At 34.4% G+C, this 18,457-nt stretch carries 10 protein-coding genes, 1 other RNA gene and 1 pseudogene; 10 read left to right on the top strand and 2 right to left on the bottom strand.

The window, feature by feature from the left end; all coding sequences use genetic code 11:
* A pseudogene (locus ACIQ0M_RS09390) lies at positions 1 to 104 on the top strand (IS1595 family transposase); the annotation flags it as partial.
* A gap of 119 nt (positions 105 to 223) precedes the next feature.
* Here the strand turns inward: ACIQ0M_RS09390 and ACIQ0M_RS09385 are convergent.
* Positions 224 to 1,468, bottom strand: coding sequence for a site-specific integrase (locus ACIQ0M_RS09385; RefSeq protein ID WP_396151590.1), 1,245 nt, complete (start codon positions 1,466 to 1,468; stop codon positions 224 to 226).
* A gap of 246 nt (positions 1,469 to 1,714) precedes the next feature.
* Positions 1,715 to 2,113: a transfer-messenger RNA gene (gene ssrA / locus ACIQ0M_RS09380) on the bottom strand.
* A gap of 201 nt (positions 2,114 to 2,314) precedes the next feature.
* Here ssrA and ACIQ0M_RS09375 point away from each other — a divergent pair.
* The 9 genes from ACIQ0M_RS09375 (at position 2,315) to ACIQ0M_RS09335 (ending at position 18,265) form a co-directional block, all read left to right on the top strand.
* Positions 2,315 to 3,532 (top strand): NAD(P)-dependent oxidoreductase, encoded by a 1,218-nt coding sequence (locus ACIQ0M_RS09375; protein ID WP_396151589.1) that lies wholly within the window; start codon positions 2,315 to 2,317, stop codon positions 3,530 to 3,532.
* Between the two features lie 66 nt (positions 3,533 to 3,598).
* Positions 3,599 to 6,340 (top strand): histidine kinase, encoded by a 2,742-nt coding sequence (locus tag ACIQ0M_RS09370; protein WP_396151588.1) that lies wholly within the window; start codon positions 3,599 to 3,601, stop codon positions 6,338 to 6,340.
* Positions 6,341 to 6,593: 253 nt separating this feature from the next.
* Positions 6,594 to 9,563 carry a SusC/RagA family TonB-linked outer membrane protein gene (locus ACIQ0M_RS09365; protein ID WP_396151587.1) on the top strand — a complete coding sequence of 990 codons (2,970 nt, stop codon included), beginning with the start codon at positions 6,594 to 6,596 and terminating at the stop codon, positions 9,561 to 9,563.
* Between the two features lie 10 nt (positions 9,564 to 9,573).
* Positions 9,574 to 11,031 (top strand): RagB/SusD family nutrient uptake outer membrane protein, encoded by a 1,458-nt coding sequence (locus ACIQ0M_RS09360; protein ID WP_396151586.1) that lies wholly within the window; start codon positions 9,574 to 9,576, stop codon positions 11,029 to 11,031.
* Positions 11,032 to 11,072: 41 nt separating this feature from the next.
* Complete coding sequence (locus ACIQ0M_RS09355) at positions 11,073 to 11,972, top strand: LamG-like jellyroll fold domain-containing protein (RefSeq protein ID WP_396151585.1); 900 nt, start codon at positions 11,073 to 11,075, stop codon at positions 11,970 to 11,972.
* A 77-nt stretch (positions 11,973 to 12,049) separates the two neighbouring features.
* Positions 12,050 to 13,429: a glucoamylase family protein gene (locus tag ACIQ0M_RS09350; RefSeq protein WP_396151584.1), complete on the top strand. Its 1,380-nt coding sequence runs from the start codon at positions 12,050 to 12,052 to the stop codon at positions 13,427 to 13,429.
* Positions 13,419 to 14,144 (top strand): prolyl oligopeptidase family serine peptidase, encoded by a 726-nt coding sequence (locus ACIQ0M_RS09345; protein ID WP_396151583.1) that lies wholly within the window; start codon positions 13,419 to 13,421, stop codon positions 14,142 to 14,144. The genes ACIQ0M_RS09350 and ACIQ0M_RS09345 overlap by 11 nt, the downstream gene beginning before the upstream one ends.
* A gap of 1 nt (position 14,145) precedes the next feature.
* Complete coding sequence (gene bglX / locus ACIQ0M_RS09340) at positions 14,146 to 16,443, top strand: beta-glucosidase BglX (RefSeq protein WP_396151582.1); 2,298 nt, start codon at positions 14,146 to 14,148, stop codon at positions 16,441 to 16,443.
* Positions 16,444 to 16,507: 64 nt separating this feature from the next.
* A complete protein-coding gene (locus tag ACIQ0M_RS09335; RefSeq protein WP_396151581.1) occupies positions 16,508 to 18,265 on the top strand; it encodes a family 43 glycosylhydrolase in 1,758 nt (585 codons plus the stop codon).
* The last annotated feature ends 192 nt before the right edge of the window (positions 18,266 to 18,457 follow it).

Genomic DNA, 18,457 nt, shown 5'->3' with positions numbered 1-18,457 from the left:
ATTTACAATTATACCTAAATGAGTTCGTTTACAAGCTTAATAGACGGTATTTTGAAGAAAAATTATTCGACAGGCTAGTGATAGCAAGCATTACAGGGTTATGACTAATAACGGATAATCAAAAAAAATTTAAACTATATTCATTCATTTTAGCATAATTTGTGTTATAATATTTTGAATATTACAAAACTTGATTTTACTAAAAATATTGTTAATAAAAAGATTAAGAGAGATTTTTTGTTTTCGTAACTGTATCTATTGCAAATTTTTCTCTCAAAACTTTCATGTCCTCACTCACTTTCTTATCCAATACTTTTGCATAATGTTGTGTAGTTCTCAGATTTTTATGACCAAGCATCTTGCTTACACTTTCAATAGGAACACCATTTGTGAGTGTTACAGTTGTTGCAAATGTATGACGTGCAATATGAAAAGTGAGTTCTTTATCTATTTCGCATAAATCAGCTAACTCTTTTAAATAAGCATTCACTTTTTGATTAGATAGAATAGGAAGTAGTTTTCCCTCATTCATACATTGGGGATGGTTTTCATATTTATCGATTATAATTTTGCTAACCGGGAGGATTGGTATTCTTGAAGGATTATCCGTCTTTTGACGTTTGATTGATATCCATTTTTCTCCATCAATGCCTATGATTATATTTGATTTGGTTAGATTATATACATCAATGTAAGCTAAGCCCGTAAAACAACTGAAAAGAAACATATCTCTAACCAATTCAAGTCGCTTGATTTTAAACTCTTTATTTAAGAGTGTTTCGATTTCTTCTTGCGTTAAATAGACTCTTTCAATTTCTTTTATTTTACCCTTGTAGTTGAGCAACGGGTCTCTAGCTAACCAACCGTTTACATAACATTGTTTAATTATTTTTCCAAAATTCCGGATGTATTTTATAGTAGAATTGTTATTGCATTTCTTTGTATTTCGTAGGAAGAAATCAAAGTCATTTATAAATGCGATATCAACTTGATTAAGTGAAATATCATTAACATTATACTGGATTTTTAGAAATTCTTTTACATGGCTCAACGTGGTTTCATATTTTTTATATGTGTTATTTGCAAAGTTGGAACCAATTAGTTCTTTCATTCGTTTATTATGATCTTCAAAGATTAATATAAGTTGTCGCTGCTTTTCCTCTATACCTAGAAATTTGTTTTTAAAGGTTTGTACGTTAATTTCTTGATTATTATTGACCATCCATTTCTCTGTTTCGTATACTTTTGATAGTAAGACATCAAGGTAACTGTTTATTAGTCTTGCTTCTTCCGAATTACCTTTGATTTTTCCAGCTGAAGCATTCCACTTTGATTTTTCTATGAATTTTGAAGTACTCAATTCAATACGAGTACCATTGATTGTTATTCTCTGATAAATAGGGAGTAGGCCATTTTTTGAAGCCTTTGAACTTTTCACGTAGAAAAGTATTGACATTTTGTGTTTCATTTTGTGGTGACTTTATGGTTATTCAAATTAGTTATTTAATTCTTTTCCGTCAAGATGTTCATCTTTTGAACTGCTTACTATCACTGGCTTTACAAGAAATTCGGTTACCCTAAATTTGCTTTTTTTCGGGTAACCGATTTTACCACCAATGGTTTGAGATTTATTGAATAATTTGAATAGTATCAAAAACAAAAAACCCTGTAAATCATACGATTTACAGGGTTTTAATTTGAGATGAAAGTAATAATGTGGAGTCGGAGAGAATCGAACTCTCGTCCAAACAAGCAACCAAAGAGCTTTCTACGCGTTTATCCTTTGATTGGATTTTCGACAAAAAGCGAGGCCAAAGGCAGCCACTTCTTGCTTAGCTTTATAGTTGTCAGAAGGGATTCAAAGCATTACCCTTCCTAGGTTTATATTTACGGTTCCCCTGAATCAAACGCCACAAACCAAGGCTTCTGAGGAGAATCTAGCTTCTCGTCCTTGACGAGACTAGGCAAATCTTACTATAATTCAGATTAAGCAGCTAAAGCGTAATTATTTTCGCCGTTTATAAAGTGTGAACCTTGATATTTACGAGCCAAATGTCCAATGCTCGACGTGCTTACCGTTTAGTTCCACCTGCTGTCAAAACCGGTCGACCCCTTTTTTTAGTGTTCAGTTGTCAGTTGTCAGTTGTCAGCAACTCAGCAACTCAGCCACTCAGCCACTCAGCCACTCAGCCACTCACAACAAAAACCAGACCACAAATATACAATTTAAATTGTCATAAATAAAACTTGTCGGTATAAACCAATAATGTTATATTTGAAACAATTTTAAAGATTTACCATAAAAATATCACAAATGACATTTGGCATCATCAAAGAACGCAAAAATCCACCTGACAGAAGGGTTGTATTTACTCCAGAAGAGTTAGTACGTTTACAGCAACAATTTCCGGAGGCAAAAATTAAAGTGGAAGCCTCTGATATCAGGGTTTTTCCGGATCTATTTTATCAAGAAGCCGGACTAGTAGTAACAACAGATATGTCAGATTGTGATGTATTAATTGGGGTAAAGGAAGTGCCAATTGACGCTTTGATTCCGAATAAAAAGTATTTTTTCTTTTCGCATACCATTAAAAAACAACCGCATAATCGGAAGTTATTGCAAGCTATTTTAGAAAAGAAAATTGATTTATATGACCATGAAACGATTGTAGATGCACAAAATCGTCGTTTAATCGGTTTTGGACGTTATGCCGGAATTGTAGGAGCCTACAACGGTTTGAGAGGTTTTGGTATCAAATATGAATTGTTTACATTACCTAAAGCAGAATCGCTTAATGGAAAGGAAGAATTGATTGCTAAATTAAAGCGTCAAACTTTTCCACCCATAAAAATTGTGTTGACCGGTAAAGGCAAAGTAGGCATGGGAGCTAAAGAGATACTTGACGGAATCAAGTTCAAAGAAGTATCCATCGAAAATTTCTTAACCAAAAAATATTCGGAGCCTGTTTATGTTCACATTGACGTCTTAGATTACAACAAGCGAAAAGATGGTAAGCGATTGGATAACCAAGATTTTTATGCTAACCCTGCTGAATATATTTCTGATTTTGAACGATTTACTAAAGTAGCAGATGTTTTTATGGCCGGTCATTTTTATGGTAATGGTTCACCGGAAATTTTAACTAATGATATGTTGAAAGCTGCGGATTGTACGTTGAAAGTAGTGGCTGATATTTCATGTGATGTAAATGGACCAATTGCGTGTACTATTAAAGCATCTACAATAGCTGAACCTTTTTTTGGTTATTTGCCTTCAACCCGTGAAGAAGTCCCCTACATGCATCCGGGTTCCATTATGGTCATGAGTGTTGATAATTTGCCCTGTGAGCTACCCAAAGATGCCAGTGAAGGTTTTGGGGAAATGTTTATGCAGCATGTGATTCCTGCCTTTTTCAATGGAGATAAAGACGGAATTCTTCAACGAGCAAAAATTACTGAAAACGGAAAACTAACGCATCGATTCAGTTATCTACAAGATTATGTGGATGAAACTTCGAAGGTTTTACAATAACAACAGTTTAGAGCAGGTGATTTAATCCGAATTGTTTTTTACATTTGGGAAATGAAACTAGCTTGTATGAAAGGTAGATTTTTAATTTGGTTATTGTTTTTCATTTCCTCTGAAAATTTTGCTCAGGAACTGCTTCCTTTTGTTGAAAATTTCACAAAAACCGACTACAAAGGCGATAATCAAGTATGGAACCTCACTCAAGGTGAAGATAAAGCCTTTTATTTTGCTAATAATCACTATTTTTTACGGTATGACGGAGTAAAATGGGAGCGGTATTCGTTGCCGAATAAAACCATCATTCGTTCTGTATTTGCTCATCAAGACAAGATTTATTGTGGTTCCTATAATGAATTTGGTTATTGGAAAAGGAAAAAGGGTATAATGCAGTATTTTTCACTTTCTAAAGGGAAGAATTTTTTTAAAGGAAGTTCAAAGAATGAAGAAATTTGGAAAATTTTTCGTGCCAACAACAAACTGTATTTCCAATCGTTTAATGAACTTTATATTTATGAAAATCAAACGATTAAAAAAGTAGAAATTCCTTTTTTAATCTCCTATTGTTATGTGATTGATGAACAAATTTATGTTGCTTCTGTTAACAAGGGAGTGTATCTTTTTGATGGGAAGCAATTTTCACCATTGAGTAAATGGGATGCTATCTTTGATAATGTAATTCATGGAATCGATAGAAACCAAAAAAGCACCTATATCTTTACCTTAAAAAACGGAGTTTTTGTTGAGCAAGGAAATGGTTTGACAGAGTGGCAACATCCTTTGAATACAATCCTAAAAAAAGAAGGAATCAATGCTGCTCAGTTTTATAAAACAGATCAATTAGTAATTGGTACGGTATCCAATGGAGTGTATATTGTTCAGCTAAAAACCGGTAAATACATTAAAATTGATCGAAATAATGGATTGTCGAATAATACTATTTTAACTATTTCTATTGATCAGGAAAAGGATATTTGGTTGGGATTGGACAATGGAATTTCACATTTGGAAATCAATTCACCGTATCGAATTTTTTCAGATACAACCGGTGAGTTGGGAAGTGTATATGCTATTTCATCAACGCCAAACGGATACTTATTGGGTTCGAATCATGGTGTCTTTAAATATGAGAATAAACAATTGGAATTTGTAACAGGTTCGCAAGGTCAAGTATGGAATATACAGCAGATTGGACAAAAATATATTATTGGTCATAATGAAGGAACCTTTTTATTGGATATGAATCAATTCGTGAAAGTAAATCCACTGAATGGAGGATGGCAATTAAAGAGAGACATCGCTGCCCCACGATTTGTTCAATCCAATTACTTAGGCATTGCTTTTTTTGCTGAACAAGATAATTTTACTTCATTTAAACGTTTGAATACGGTGTACAGACCCATTAAAGATTTTATTCAAATCGGACCAAATGAAATTGTAGCTTCTGACAGTTATAGGGGGTTGTTCAAAATAAAATACGATCAAAATCTAGAGGTAGTTTCTTATGTTAACTTAACGGAAAAGAATCAGATTAGTAATGATTTTGGGGTAAAAATATTTCAGTATAAAAGTGAAGTGCTGTACTATATTCACTCAGAATGGTATGTTTTAGACCATGTTACAGATGTGTTGAAAAAGCATGAATTGTTTAATGAACATTTTAAAGGAATCAGTCAAATCATTCCTATTGATGATTCGAGTTTTGGTATATTGAAAGATAATTTGCTTTATATTATTAATCAAAATGAGCAACACTTTTCATGGAAATTGATAGCTCCAAAATATTATGAAGGAAAAATTGTAAACAATGATACGCGAATATTTAATTTTAATCATCAGTATTTACTCAATTTAGACGATGGGTTTTTATTATTTGAGACCAATAAAAATGATTTTACTAAACAAAGTATAACGATTGAAGCTTATCTGAACGAAGAATTGATTGAAAATGAGACAAAGATTCCATACAATCAGAGTTTGGAATTGCATTTTCTATCTGATTTTTACGGAAATAAAAAATCTCCCTTGTTTTATCGTCAAAATGGCTCTGAGCTCATTCCGTTAATTGAGGGTAAGTTAGCTTTAAATAATTTAACCAGTGGACAAAATAAAATTGAGGTTTTTTACACCAATGGAGTAGACTATGTAAAAGCAAATGAATTTACTTTTTATGTCAAAAAGCCTTGGTATTTATCTTTTTGGATGATTGTATTGTATCTATCCTTCATTGGACTTATTTTGTTTATTTATTATCGTTGGAATAAAATTCGGTACCAAGAAAAGCTAAAATTAAAAGAAGAGGAGTTAAAGCATCATAAGCAAATTGTAGAACTTGAATTGGAAGCAGAGAATAAGCTCAAAATTCAAGATTATGAAAAGCATATTTTAGAAATGCAAATTCAATCAAAAGCGACCGAATTAGCCGGTAAATCATTATCAATTGCTAAACAAGGTGAAATGATTGAAAACATTCAACGCATCTTAGAACATGAAAACGAATTATTGCAATTGAAAAGTAAAATTCGCAAAGTGATTAAAGCAAATGCCCTTAACAAAAAAGAGTGGGAGAGTTTTGAGAAAAACATCTATCAAAGTCATGATGAATTTGTACAGCGATTAACAAAACGTTTTCCACAATTGACTTCTAAAGACATTCGACTTTGTATTTATTTAAAAATGAATCTCTCTTCTAAAGAGATAGCTCCTTTAATGAATATTTCTTATCGTGGAGTTGAATTGCACCGGTATCGTCTCAGAAAAAAGATTAATCTGGATGCAGATATAAATCTTTCAACATTTATGATAAATCTATAATTTTCTGATATAAATTATAGAATTATTATTTTTTATGTATTTTGAATAACATTCTAATACTACATCATTTATACATCATTTAGTTTTTAAAACGATGTATTGTAAATCTGTTTTAATTGATTTAAATATTTGAAATTCATATCATTATAATATATAAAATTTATTTTGATGTATTAATGTTGTTTGATTTGGTTTGCTTACTATATCGTTTTAGTTACTATATTTACGATATCAAACTAAACAAACCAACAAAATGTATAGAATTATCTATTTATTACTTTTAATTGTAACAATTCCTACTATTCAAGCACAAGAAATTACCGGAAAAGTTACTGATTCAAATGGTATGCCTTTACCGGATGTAATTGTATTGGTTATTAGTACAAAAGAAAATACAGTTACTGATTTTGATGGTAATTTCAAAATTAAAGCAGAATCGGGTGATGAGATTCAATTTTCCATGTTAAGTTTTATAAAAAAGACAGTTCCGGCAGTAAATGGAATGACAGTAAAATTGGAAGATGATAATTCAAAAAGTTTATCGGAGGTTGTTGTTATAGGTTACGGAACCAAAAAAGCGGGTTCAATAACCGGTTCGGTTTCACAAATCAAATCTGCAGATATTTTAAAAACCCCTGCACAGTCTGCTATTCAATCCATTCAAGGTAGAGCAGCGGGTGTAAATATTGTTACTAATGATGAACCGGGGGCAAATCCATCTATCCGAATCAGAGGTCTAGGAACGTTACTTGGTTCACGTGATCCACTTTATATTATTGATGGTATTGAGAGTACTAGTTTAAATGGTTTGAGTCCCAATGAAATTGAAACAATGGACATTTTAAAAGACGCATCCTCTTTGGCGATATACGGTCAAAAAGGTTCTAATGGTGTGGTTATTATCACCACTAAAAAAGGTAAAAAAGGTACGATGAAAGTGAATGTTGATTCCTATTATGGTCAACGTTTCATTCAACGAGAAGTTGAGATGGCTGATTCGTATTTATTTGCATATTATAACAATACTGCACAGGGTTCATCTTCCTATTTTAATTTTGAACAACCATACAATACCAATTGGTTAGATGAAATTACGGATAATGGTGAGGTAATCAGTAATCATATCAACATTTCCGGTGGTACTGAAAATGCAACTTATCATTTCGGAGCCACCAATCTCAAAGAGCGAGGAATTTTAAACGGAACTCAATTTGAAAGAACGAACATTTCATCCAGAAATGAGTTTTATCTTCTTGATCAAAAAATAAAAATTGCACCCTCTATTAATTTATCAATTGTTAGTAATACTCCTAAACCTTTAAGTGCATTTACCAATGCATATAAGCAATCTCCAATTGTTCCGGTACGTTTTGATAACGGTCGATGGGGAGTACCTCTCAGAAATCCGGAAACAGGATTAATTGATATTAACGGAAGTGACCGTTTTAACAATGTTGCCAACCCTGCAGCTCAATTATTTTACACCAATGAGCAGAATAGAAATGTGACGTTGTTTGGCTCCATGAATGCGGAAATTAAAATTTTAGATGAATTAAAGTTTACCTCAAATTTTGGTGCTACTTTTGATTGGTCAAAAGGATTTACATTTACACCGAGCAGAGAAATATGGTTGTCTCAAAATGCTATCTCTACCATTGATGAATATTCTCCAAATGCACCTATTAATATTTTACAACAACGAAGAGGTGAAAGTTATCAATGGAACTGGGATAATTTTTTTACCTATAATAAAACATTTGGGCCACACGAAGTTACAGCAGTTTTGGGAATGTCAAGATCAACTTTGGGTGATACAGCATTTTTGTCCGGCACCCGTTGGAATGTGCCTGAACAATCAAATTACTGGTCCTTGAATTTATCTACTTACGATACAGAAACGGCTCCCGGTGCCGTTGTTTCTCAGCAACAATTCACACCAATAGTTTCCTTATCTTATTTTGCAAGAATGGATTATGAATATGATGGAAAATATTTATTTGCCGCATCATTAAGACGTGAAGGGATTAGTGCCTTTCAAGAGTCTAAACGTTGGGGAATGTTCCCTTCTGTTTCAGCCGGTTGGGTTGTTTCAAATGAAGATTTTTTACTAAACTCAAAATCGCTAAATTACCTGAAAGTTAGAGCCGGTTATGGTGAAGTTGGAAACGGAAATACACTAAATCCTCTAAATATACCTACATTTTTTCAGCGTTTTAATTATGCTTTCGGGGAAAATCAAGTAATAAATCCTGGGAGTAACCAGCCCTTTCAAGTTGATCCGAATTTAACTTGGGAAACCATTAAAGAATTGGGTTTTGGTTTAGATTTTAAAACTTTTGACAGTCGACTTTCCGGTACAATTGATTTATATGACCGTAAATCGACTGATGTTATTTTGCCGGTTACTCTACCTCCATCGCTCTCTCCTGGTCTTGTAACGTTAAACACAGGTGATGTTTCTAACCGAGGAGTTGAACTGTCATTGAAATGGGATGGTAAATTTAATGACAAATTCACCTATTGGGTAGGAGGAAACTTCTCTTACAATAAAAATGAGTTAACAAAAGTCAACAGTGCCTTCTTTTCTGAATTAATTGGAGGTCCAATCAATAACGGACAATGGACTAAACAAGTCTTGGTTGGTGAACCATTGGGGAGTTTTTATGTGTATGAAGTAACCGGTTTAAATGCCGATGGTGCTTTTACTTACAGTGATGAACGAGTGGTGGCCGGTTCCTATATACCAACACATACGTATGGGTTAAGTTTTGGTGCCAATTATAAAAATTTTGATTTTTCGGTTGATACGTACGGTGTGGGTGGAAATAAACTCTACAATGGAAAAAAAGCACAACGTTTTGGTGGTGAGAATGTAGAAAGTGCTGTATTGGATAATTTTTGGACACCTAACAATCCTAATGCTGCAAATCCATTACCATTCAACACCGTTCCATTGTCATCCACATATTACATTGAAGATGGTGATTTTTTTCGAATTAACAACATCACAATTGGCTATACGTTACCCAAATTTTATGAAAGAATTTATAAAGTCCGCTTTTTCATTACTGCAATCAATCCCCTTTTGTTTACCAAATTTACGGGTTACTCGCCCGAATTAGTGGGAAATAATAATGCTGATCCACTGCGGTCTGCCGGAATTGAATTGGATGCTTATCCAACAAATAAGACTTTTTTAATGGGTGTTAATATTAGTTTATAAAAATTAGGTTATGAAAAAAAATTATCGCTATACAATCTTTTTACTCTCTTTTATCATACTTTTTTTTATGTCATGTGAAGATGATTTAAATGTGGAGCCCAATGATTCTCTGACTGAGTTAGATTTCTTAAATAATCCGGCCAATGCAGTTCAATTGGTGAACGGTGTTTATAATAAGCAATTGGATTATAATATGTATTCCTTTTCTTGGATCGGAATAACCAGTATTACTTCTGATGATGCCGATAAAGGTTCCACACCAACAGATACCGGAACAGATAAGCATAAACTCGATAATTTGACTTTTGATGCTACTGACATTTCCTTTAATGATGTTTGGAACGGGCGTTACGATGGTATATACAGGGCTAACAATGCTTTGTTTTATCTGGAACAATTAACTATTGATCCTGTTCTGAAAGACCGTTTAATTGGGGAGGTAAAGTTTTTAAGAGCTTTGTTTTATTTTGATTTAGTGCGTTGTTTCGGTGGTGTTCCTCTTGTTATTGAACGAATAGACATTAACGATAATACTACTATCAATCAAGTAGTTTTTGTGAGAAAATCAAAACAAGAAGTGTATGACCAAATTGAAATGGATTTAACGGATGCTATTGGTAAATTACCTTTAAAAGGTCAATATTCGCCCAATGATTTAGGTAGAGCATCAAAAGGTGCTGCCCAAGCTTTGTTAGCTAAAGTACATTTATATCAAGGGGAATGGCAAATGGCTTATGATATTGCAGGCGAAGTTATATCCTCCGGACAATATGCTTTGTTGAACAATTATGCAGATGTTTGGAGAGAATCCGGTGAAAATAAAGCCGAATCCATTTATGAAGTGCAAGCAACTTTAACAAAAGGATTACGTGATTACACCAATGTTCAAGGACCAAGAGGCACACCTGATTTGGGTTGGGGATTCAATACACCATCATTAAGTTTAGCTAATTCTTATGAAAGTGGTGATTTACGCAAAGAAGCCGCTATTATGTTTGTCCCTTCAGTGTTATGGGATGGATTTATTGCACCCGTAAGTTGGACCAATCCAAGGTATAATTATAAAGCCTATCAAAGTCCTCTTTTAGAGTTATGGAATGATGATAAAGGAGAAACCGCTAAAAATTTACGTATTTTAAAATATAGCGATGTTTTATTGATTAGAGCTGAGGCCGGATTTCAGTTAGGTATGACCGGCGAAGCTCTAGACCGAATTAATGAACTACGTTCACGTGCTGGTCTTGATGTAGCAACAACAGTTACGCTACAATCGATATTGAATGAAAGAAGATGGGAAATGGCAATGGAGCATGACCGTTGGTTTGATTTAGTTAGAACAGGAACCGCAGTAAGTGCTATGTCAGCAAACGGTAAAACATTTGTGGTTGGGAAGCATGAATTATTTCCTATTCCCAATGATCAAATTATTTCAAGTGGAGGGTTATTAACCCAAAACCCAGGATACTAATATTACTAACTTAAATTTTTAACATTTTAAACATTATGATTATGAAAACAATGAAATTATCAATGAAGGCACTGTCTTTAGTATTGATTGGAGCTTCACTTATTGCATGTGGAGATGATGAGGAAAGAAAATTACCACCAATTGGTGGGTTTGATAATGCTGACCAAGTAGCCTCCGCTGATTTAGTTGCTTATTGGCCGTTAAATGGTAATGGAAAAGAAATTAAATCGAATACTGACCCATCAAACACAGTAGGTGCTTCTTATGTTGAGGCAATCAAAGGACAAGGTGTAAACTTTGCAAATGGTTATTTAGCTTATCCTGAGATAGCATCATTGAGTGCTTCTTTACCAAGTATGTCAATCAGCCTTTGGGCAAAAGTAACAAATAATGGTGGAGATGATGGTCATCCGACAATGATGTTTTCTTTAACTCGTCCGAACGAGTGGGGTGGAAACATCAACTTTATGGCTGAAACAGGATGGAGACCTGCAACTGCCGATACATTAGTAGTGAAAGGTTTAGCCATCATCAAAACAGAAGATGGTGGTGCTAATTTTCAAGATATCATTAACTCTGCAAACCCAAGTGCAGAGGATATTGCAAACGGTCATTCTGCTCAACCTAATAAAAATGGTGGACAATGGGCACATTATGTTTTAACATGGGATGCTACAACAGCCATGTTTAGATTATATGCGAACGGTGTTAAAATTTCTAATCCTGTTTGGGAATCCAGAAATGGTGGAAATCCTTTAGCACTAAATTTCTTTACTCCAACAAGACCGGTAATCGGGACTTTTGGTTCGGTAGCTTTTGGAACTCCTGATTCATGGCAAAGACCAATGAACGGACAATTAGATGAAATCAGAGTTTGGAAAAAAGTATTAACTCAAGCAGAAATCGGTGCTCTTTATGAGCTTGAAAAAGCAGGAAGATAATTTGTTTTCATATGATAAACCTAGCAGGATAAATTCCTGTTAGGTTTATTTCTACTTAATTTTTTAAAGAATTCTATATGCAAAATATTCTAAAATATTTATTTATCATTCAATTCTTCTTCATTTCTTGTTCATGTTCTAAAACAAACGAAACGGTGACTAGAGAAGATGATGTAATTAATATACCACCTTTATCTGAGCAGGAGTTATTAGATTTAGCTCAAAAAGATGCGTTTAAATATTTTTGGAATTATGCAGAATCCAACTCAAAATTGGCAAGAGAACGTTATCATGTAGATGAACCTTTTGTGGATGAACATTTGGTTGCAACGGGTGGTTCCGGTTTTGGTTTGATGACTATACTAGTAGGGATAGAAAGAGGTTTTGTAACCAGAGAAGAAGCCTTATCCAGACTACAAACTGCTTTAAATTTTCTAGAAAACGCCGATCGTTTTCACGGTGCATGGAGTCATTGGATTAACGGAACAAATGGAAATACAGTTCCTTTTGGTCCGATTGATAATGGAGGCGATATAGTAGAAACTTCTTTTTTGTGTCAAGGGCTAATTTGTGTACGTGAATATTTTAAAAATGGTACAGAAGCTGAACAAGCCTTAGCACAACAAGCCGATGAACTTTGGAGAGGAGTAGAGTGGAGCTGGTATACAAAAGGCGAAAATGCAATGTATTGGCATTGGTCACCTGATTACGAATGGCAATTAAATTTTAAATTAGAAGGTTATAACGAGTGTTTAATTACCTATGTTATGGGAGCTTCTTCGCCAACGCATCCAATTCCCTCAGAAGCCTATCATCAAGCTTGGGCTAGAAATGGTGCAATTGTTACCGCGGCTTCCAGTTATAATATTCCTAAGATTTTTAATTACAATGGGGCTTCTATTGTTGGTCCAATGTTTTGGGCACATTATTCTTATTTAGGTTTAGACCCTCGAGGACTAACCGACCAATATGCTAACTATTGGGAATTGACTCAAAATCATACTAAAATCATGCATGCTTATTGTGTTGCTAATCCTATTGGTTGGAATGGATACAGTGAGGAATGTTGGGGATTAACAGCAAGTTACACCAGAAATGCTAATGGAACCGTTGGCTATACCGACCATAAACCAGGTAATGATAGAGGTGTCATTACGCCTACAGCAGCATTATCTTCATTTCCCTACACGCCTGAAGAATCTATGAAAGCTTTGCGGTATTTTTACGAAAGCAATGATTGGAGAGACCGATTAATTGGTGTGGCTGGACCTTATGATGCATTTTCACCACATCATGATTGGGTTACAAAACGTTATTTAGCCATCGATCAAGGAACGATTGTCCCAATGATAGAAAATTACAGAACCGGATTTTTATGGAATTTGTTTATGCAAGCTCCTGAAATTCGTACAGGATTACAGAATTTAGGATTTTCATCCGCACAACATGGTTTTTAAAAAAAAATTAGTCACTACTTTTATTTTCTGTTTTTTGATAACAGGATATTTTCCTTTTGAAGCGTATAGTCAAGAAACAAAAGGAAGTTATTCTATAACAATAGAAAACAAAATAAATTACGGCTATATTTTACATCAACCTAAAAAAGGGGTGACAAAAAAACCATTGATTGTTTTTTTACATGGTTCAGGAGAGAAAGGTTTTGATTTGGAAAAGGTAAAAGTGCACGGACCATTAAAGTATCTTCAAACAAATGAATTAGATGCTTATGTTTTAGCCCCTCAGTGTCCTGAAAATACCTACTGGGAATCAGAATCATTGTATCAATTGATTCAAAAAATAATAAAAGAAAACCCAATTGATATTAATCGTGTATATTTAACTGGGTTGAGCATGGGAGCGTGGGGAGCATGGAATTTAGCTTTTGCTCATCCGGAAATCTTTGCGGCATTAGTGCCAATTTGTGGTTTTGTATATAGGGTTCCAATGATTGAAAATTGTAAAATTGCAAATATTTCAACACGAATTTATCATGGATTATTAGATGATATAGTAGATGTGGAATATTCTATCACAATATTTAAAAAATTAAAAAGTTGCTCAAAAGACATTCAGTTGACTATTTTTGATGATGCCAATCATGATAGTTGGTCAAGAGTTTATGCGGATGTCAATCTATATAAATGGATGTTAAGCCAAATAAAAAATCAATAATATGCGATTATTTCAAGCCTTAATTTTTACTGTTTTTATTACTACTACTGTGATGGCTCAAAAGGGGAACAATCAAAAAATAACCCTTTCAAAAGCGGAGTTTATAGAGCAATTACTTTCTAAAATGACGTTGGAAGAAAAAATAGGTCAATTAAATCTTCCAACATCCGGCGATATTACCACAGGGCAAGCCAGTAGCTCTGATGTGGCAAAAAATATCAAAGAAGGAAAAGTGGGTGGACTTTTTAATATTAAAACAGCAGAAAAAATAAGGGAAGTTCAAAAAATAGCGGTTGAGCAAAGCCGTCTTAAAATACCTCTTTTATTTGGTATGGATGTGATTCACGGTTATGAAACGACTTTTCCAATTCCGCTTGGTTTGTCTTCTACATGGAATTTGGAATTGATTAAACGAAGTGCTCAAATTGCCGCTAAAGAAGCCAGTGCTGACGGAATCAACTGGACGTTTTCACCCATGGTAGATATCTCACGTGACCCAAGATGGGGAAGGGTTTCAGAGGGTTCCGGTGAAGACGCCTATTTAGGTAGTGAAATCGCCAAAGCAATGGTCAGAGGTTATCAAGGAAAAGATTTGTCACTCAATACTACTCTTTTAGCTTGTGTGAAACATTTTGCTTTGTACGGTGCTCCTGAAGGCGGAAGAGATTACAATACAGTTGATATGAGTAGAATCCGAATGTATAATGAGTATTTCCCACCTTACAAAGCAGCTGTTGATGCCGGAGTGGGCTCGGTTATGGCTTCCTTTAATGAAATTGATGGTATCCCTGCAACAGGAAATAAATGGCTAATGACGGATGTATTGCGTAAACAATGGAATTTTAATGGATTTGTTGTTACGGATTACACCGGAATCCAAGAAATGATGGAGCATGGTGTGGGTGATTTCCAAACCGTATCAGCGGCTGCACTCAAAGCAGGAATAGAAATGGATATGGTTAGTGAAGGTTTTTTAAAAACCCTCAAACAATCTGTAACCGAAGGAAAGGTTTCTATCCAACAAATTGATAATGCTGTGCGATTAATTTTAGGTGCAAAATACGATTTAGGTTTGTTTGATGATCCTTATCGCTACTGTGATTTAAAGCGTGATAAAACCGATATTTTTACAACTGCTCATCGGAATGAGGCCCGAAAAACAGCAGCAGAATCATTTGTATTATTAAAAAATGACAAAGGAATTTTACCTTTAAAAAAATCAGGAACTATTGCTGTGATTGGACCGCTAGGAAATAATTCAGTAAATATGCCCGGAACGTGGAGTGTAGCAACAAAGCATGAAAAGGCTATTCCTTTATCTGATGGTATGAAATCAGTTTTAGGAAAATCAGTGAATGTGCTCTATGCCAAAGGCAGTAATTTGGTAGCTGATGCCGCTTATGAAGAACGTGCGACCATGTTTGGAAAAACCTTAAATCGAGACAATCGTTCCAGAGAAGAATTGTTGAATGAAGCCCTTCAAGTTGTTTCAAAAGCCGATGTGATTGTAGCTGCATTAGGTGAATCTGCCGAAATGAGCGGAGAATCAAGCAGTAGAACAGAATTAGGTATTCCATCCGTTCAAAAAGAATTATTGGATGCATTACTAAAAACGGGTAAACCGGTTGTTTTGGTTTTATTTACAGGAAGACCTTTAGTTTTGGTTGAAGAAAGTCAAAAAGTTGCTGCGATTCTTAATGTTTGGTTTCCCGGAACAGAAGCTGGATTAGCCATTACAGATGTATTGTTTGGTGATGAAAGTCCTTCCGGAAAATTAACGGCAACTTTTCCAAGAAGTGTAGGTCAAATTCCAATATTTTACAATCATAAAAACACGGGAAGACCGCTTGGAAATAACGAAGGAAAATTTGAAAAATTCAAAACCAATTACATTGATGAGCGAAATGAACCGTTATTTCCATTTGGATTTGGATTGAGTTATACTTCTTTTTCGTATTCTAATTTGAAAATTTCAAATTCTAAATTGAATTCTAATGGAAAAATTATTGCTTCTGTTGATATAACCAATATCGGAAATTATGATGGCAAAGAAGTCGTTCAACTTTACATTCGCGATATAGTAGGTTCGGTGACTCGACCCGTAAAAGAGCTGAAAGGTTTCCAAAAGATATTTTTGAAAAAAGGTGAGAAGCAAACTGTTTCTTTCGAAATTTCAGTAGAAGATTTAAAATTTTATAATTCTGATTTAGAATTTGTAGCCGAACCGGGAATGTTCGACGTTTTCATCGGAACAAATTCAGCTACCACCGAAAAAGTACAATTTGAGTTAGTTCAATAATTGAGTTTTTGTTTGCTTGAAAACCCTTTGAGTTTTTCAAAGGGTTTTTTTTAAACATTTTACTATGAAAAATAAATGCATCATTTTATTTTTTTTGTTGGGAATAACTTCTGCGTTTTCTCAACAAAAAACCTATTGTAATCCCATCAATATCGATTACGGATATTGTCCGATTCCCAATTTTGTAACACAAGGGAAACACCGTGCAACAGCAGATCCGGTGATTACTTTTTTTAAAGGGAAGTATTATTTGTTTTCTACCAATCAATGGGGGTATTGGCACAGTGACGATATGTTGAATTGGAAGTTTATACCAAGAAAATTTCTTCGTCCCGAGCATAAAGTATGGGATGAATTGTGTGCTCCTTCCTTATCTTTTGTCAATGATACGTTATTGGTTATCGGTTCTACGCAAACCAAAGAATTTCCTTTGTGGATGAGCACCAATCCGGAAGTGGATGATTGGAAAGAATTGGTTCACAAACATCAAGCAGGAGCCTGGGATCCTCAACTATTTTGGGATAAAGAGAAAGATGAATTGTACATGTATTATGGTTCCAGTAATTTATATCCGTTATATGGTTTGAAATTAAACCGAAAAACGTTTCAGCCGGAAGGCGAACTTGTTCCCGTTTTAGCATTAAATGATCATGAACACGGATGGGAGCGATTTGGCGAAAACAATGACAATACGTTTTTGCAACCGTTTACCGAAGGAGCTTTCATGACGAAGCACAACAATAAATACTATTTACAGTACGGAGCTCCCGGAACCGAATTTAGTGGCTACGCCGATGGGGTGTATGTGGGTAATCATCCACTTGGACCATTTGATTATCAACCGCACAATCCTTTTTCCTATAAACCGGGCGGATTTGCCAGAGGGGCAGGACATGGTGCAACGTATCAAGATGCTAATAATCAATATTGGCATGTTTCTACTATTGGTATATGTGTGAAGAATAATTTTGAACGACGAATCGGAATCTGGCCTTCGGGTTTTGATGAGGATGGTGTGATGTATAGTAACACAGCTTATGGTGATTATCCAACCTTTTTACCATCGGAACAAAAAAATCATTTAACAGAACATTTTTCAGGTTGGATGTTGTTAAACTATAATAAACCGGTTCAGGTTTCTTCTACCTTAGGAGGATTTCAAGCTAATTTTGCCGTAAATGAAGATATCAAAACCTATTGGAGTGCAAAAACCGGAAACAAAGGCGAATTTATTATTTCCGATTTAGGTGAAATGAGTACTGTGAATGCCATTCAAATCAATTATGCCGATCAAGATGTTGAATTGATGGGAAAACCTGAAAATACTGATGGACACAAATACATTTTATATGCTTCCAACGATGGTAAGAATTGGAAAATTGTTGTAAATAAAAGTAAAAATACCAAAGATGTTCCACACGAATACATTGAATTGCAAACTCCTTTAAAAACTCGATTTTTAAAAATAGAAAATTACGGAATGCCCACCGGAAAATTTGCGATAAGTGGATTCAGAGTTTTTGGAAAAGGCTCCGGTGAAAAACCAACAGCAGTTCAAAATTTTGTGCCTTTGCGTTCCGGTCCAAAAGTCAAAGGTGAACGAAGAAACGTTTGGTTCAAGTGGCAACAAGAACCAACAGCAGATGGATATATGATTTATTTTGGAAAATCCCCCGACAAATTATACGGTTCCATTATGGTATATGGAAAAAATGAATATTATTTCAATGGATTAGATCGTTCGGATGTGTATTATTTCCAAATTGAGGCGTTTAACAACAACGGCATCGGTCCACGAAGCGAAATTAAGATAGCGGATTAGTTTTTTTTCAATTTTACGCAAACGTTGTATAATTTATAAAAACACATTTTTGAAAACGTTTTCGTTGATAACTATTTTGGTAATTCGGTCAATTGATTTTGACTAAAATGTATATTTAGAAATTATTTTTTGTAAAAATTATCAGTACGTTAGTAAATAATTGATTTTTTTATGATTTATATAAATTTTTAT

Source organism: Flavobacterium sp. (genome assembly GCF_044339515.1).
Classification (GTDB): domain Bacteria; phylum Bacteroidota; class Bacteroidia; order Flavobacteriales; family Flavobacteriaceae; genus Flavobacterium.
The sequence above is the reverse complement of the archived record's forward strand: the minus strand, read 5'-3'. Positions and strand labels throughout refer to the sequence as shown.

Excerpts from the sequence above, each read along its gene's own strand:
- ACIQ0M_RS09385 (WP_396151590.1), bottom strand. The coding sequence starts at position 1,468 with ATGAAACACAAAATGTCAATACTTTTCTACGTGAAAAGTTCAAAGGCT.
- ACIQ0M_RS09375 (WP_396151589.1), top strand. The coding sequence starts at position 2,315 with ATGACATTTGGCATCATCAAAGAACGCAAAAATCCACCTGACAGAAGG.
- ACIQ0M_RS09370 (WP_396151588.1), top strand. The coding sequence starts at position 3,599 with ATGAAAGGTAGATTTTTAATTTGGTTATTGTTTTTCATTTCCTCTGAA.
- ACIQ0M_RS09365 (WP_396151587.1), top strand. The coding sequence starts at position 6,594 with ATGTATAGAATTATCTATTTATTACTTTTAATTGTAACAATTCCTACT.
- ACIQ0M_RS09360 (WP_396151586.1), top strand. The coding sequence starts at position 9,574 with ATGAAAAAAAATTATCGCTATACAATCTTTTTACTCTCTTTTATCATA.
- ACIQ0M_RS09355 (WP_396151585.1), top strand. The coding sequence starts at position 11,073 with ATGAAAACAATGAAATTATCAATGAAGGCACTGTCTTTAGTATTGATT.
- ACIQ0M_RS09350 (WP_396151584.1), top strand. The coding sequence starts at position 12,050 with ATGCAAAATATTCTAAAATATTTATTTATCATTCAATTCTTCTTCATT.
- ACIQ0M_RS09345 (WP_396151583.1), top strand. The coding sequence starts at position 13,419 with ATGGTTTTTAAAAAAAAATTAGTCACTACTTTTATTTTCTGTTTTTTG.
- bglX (WP_396151582.1), top strand. The coding sequence starts at position 14,146 with ATGCGATTATTTCAAGCCTTAATTTTTACTGTTTTTATTACTACTACT.
- ACIQ0M_RS09335 (WP_396151581.1), top strand. The coding sequence starts at position 16,508 with ATGAAAAATAAATGCATCATTTTATTTTTTTTGTTGGGAATAACTTCT.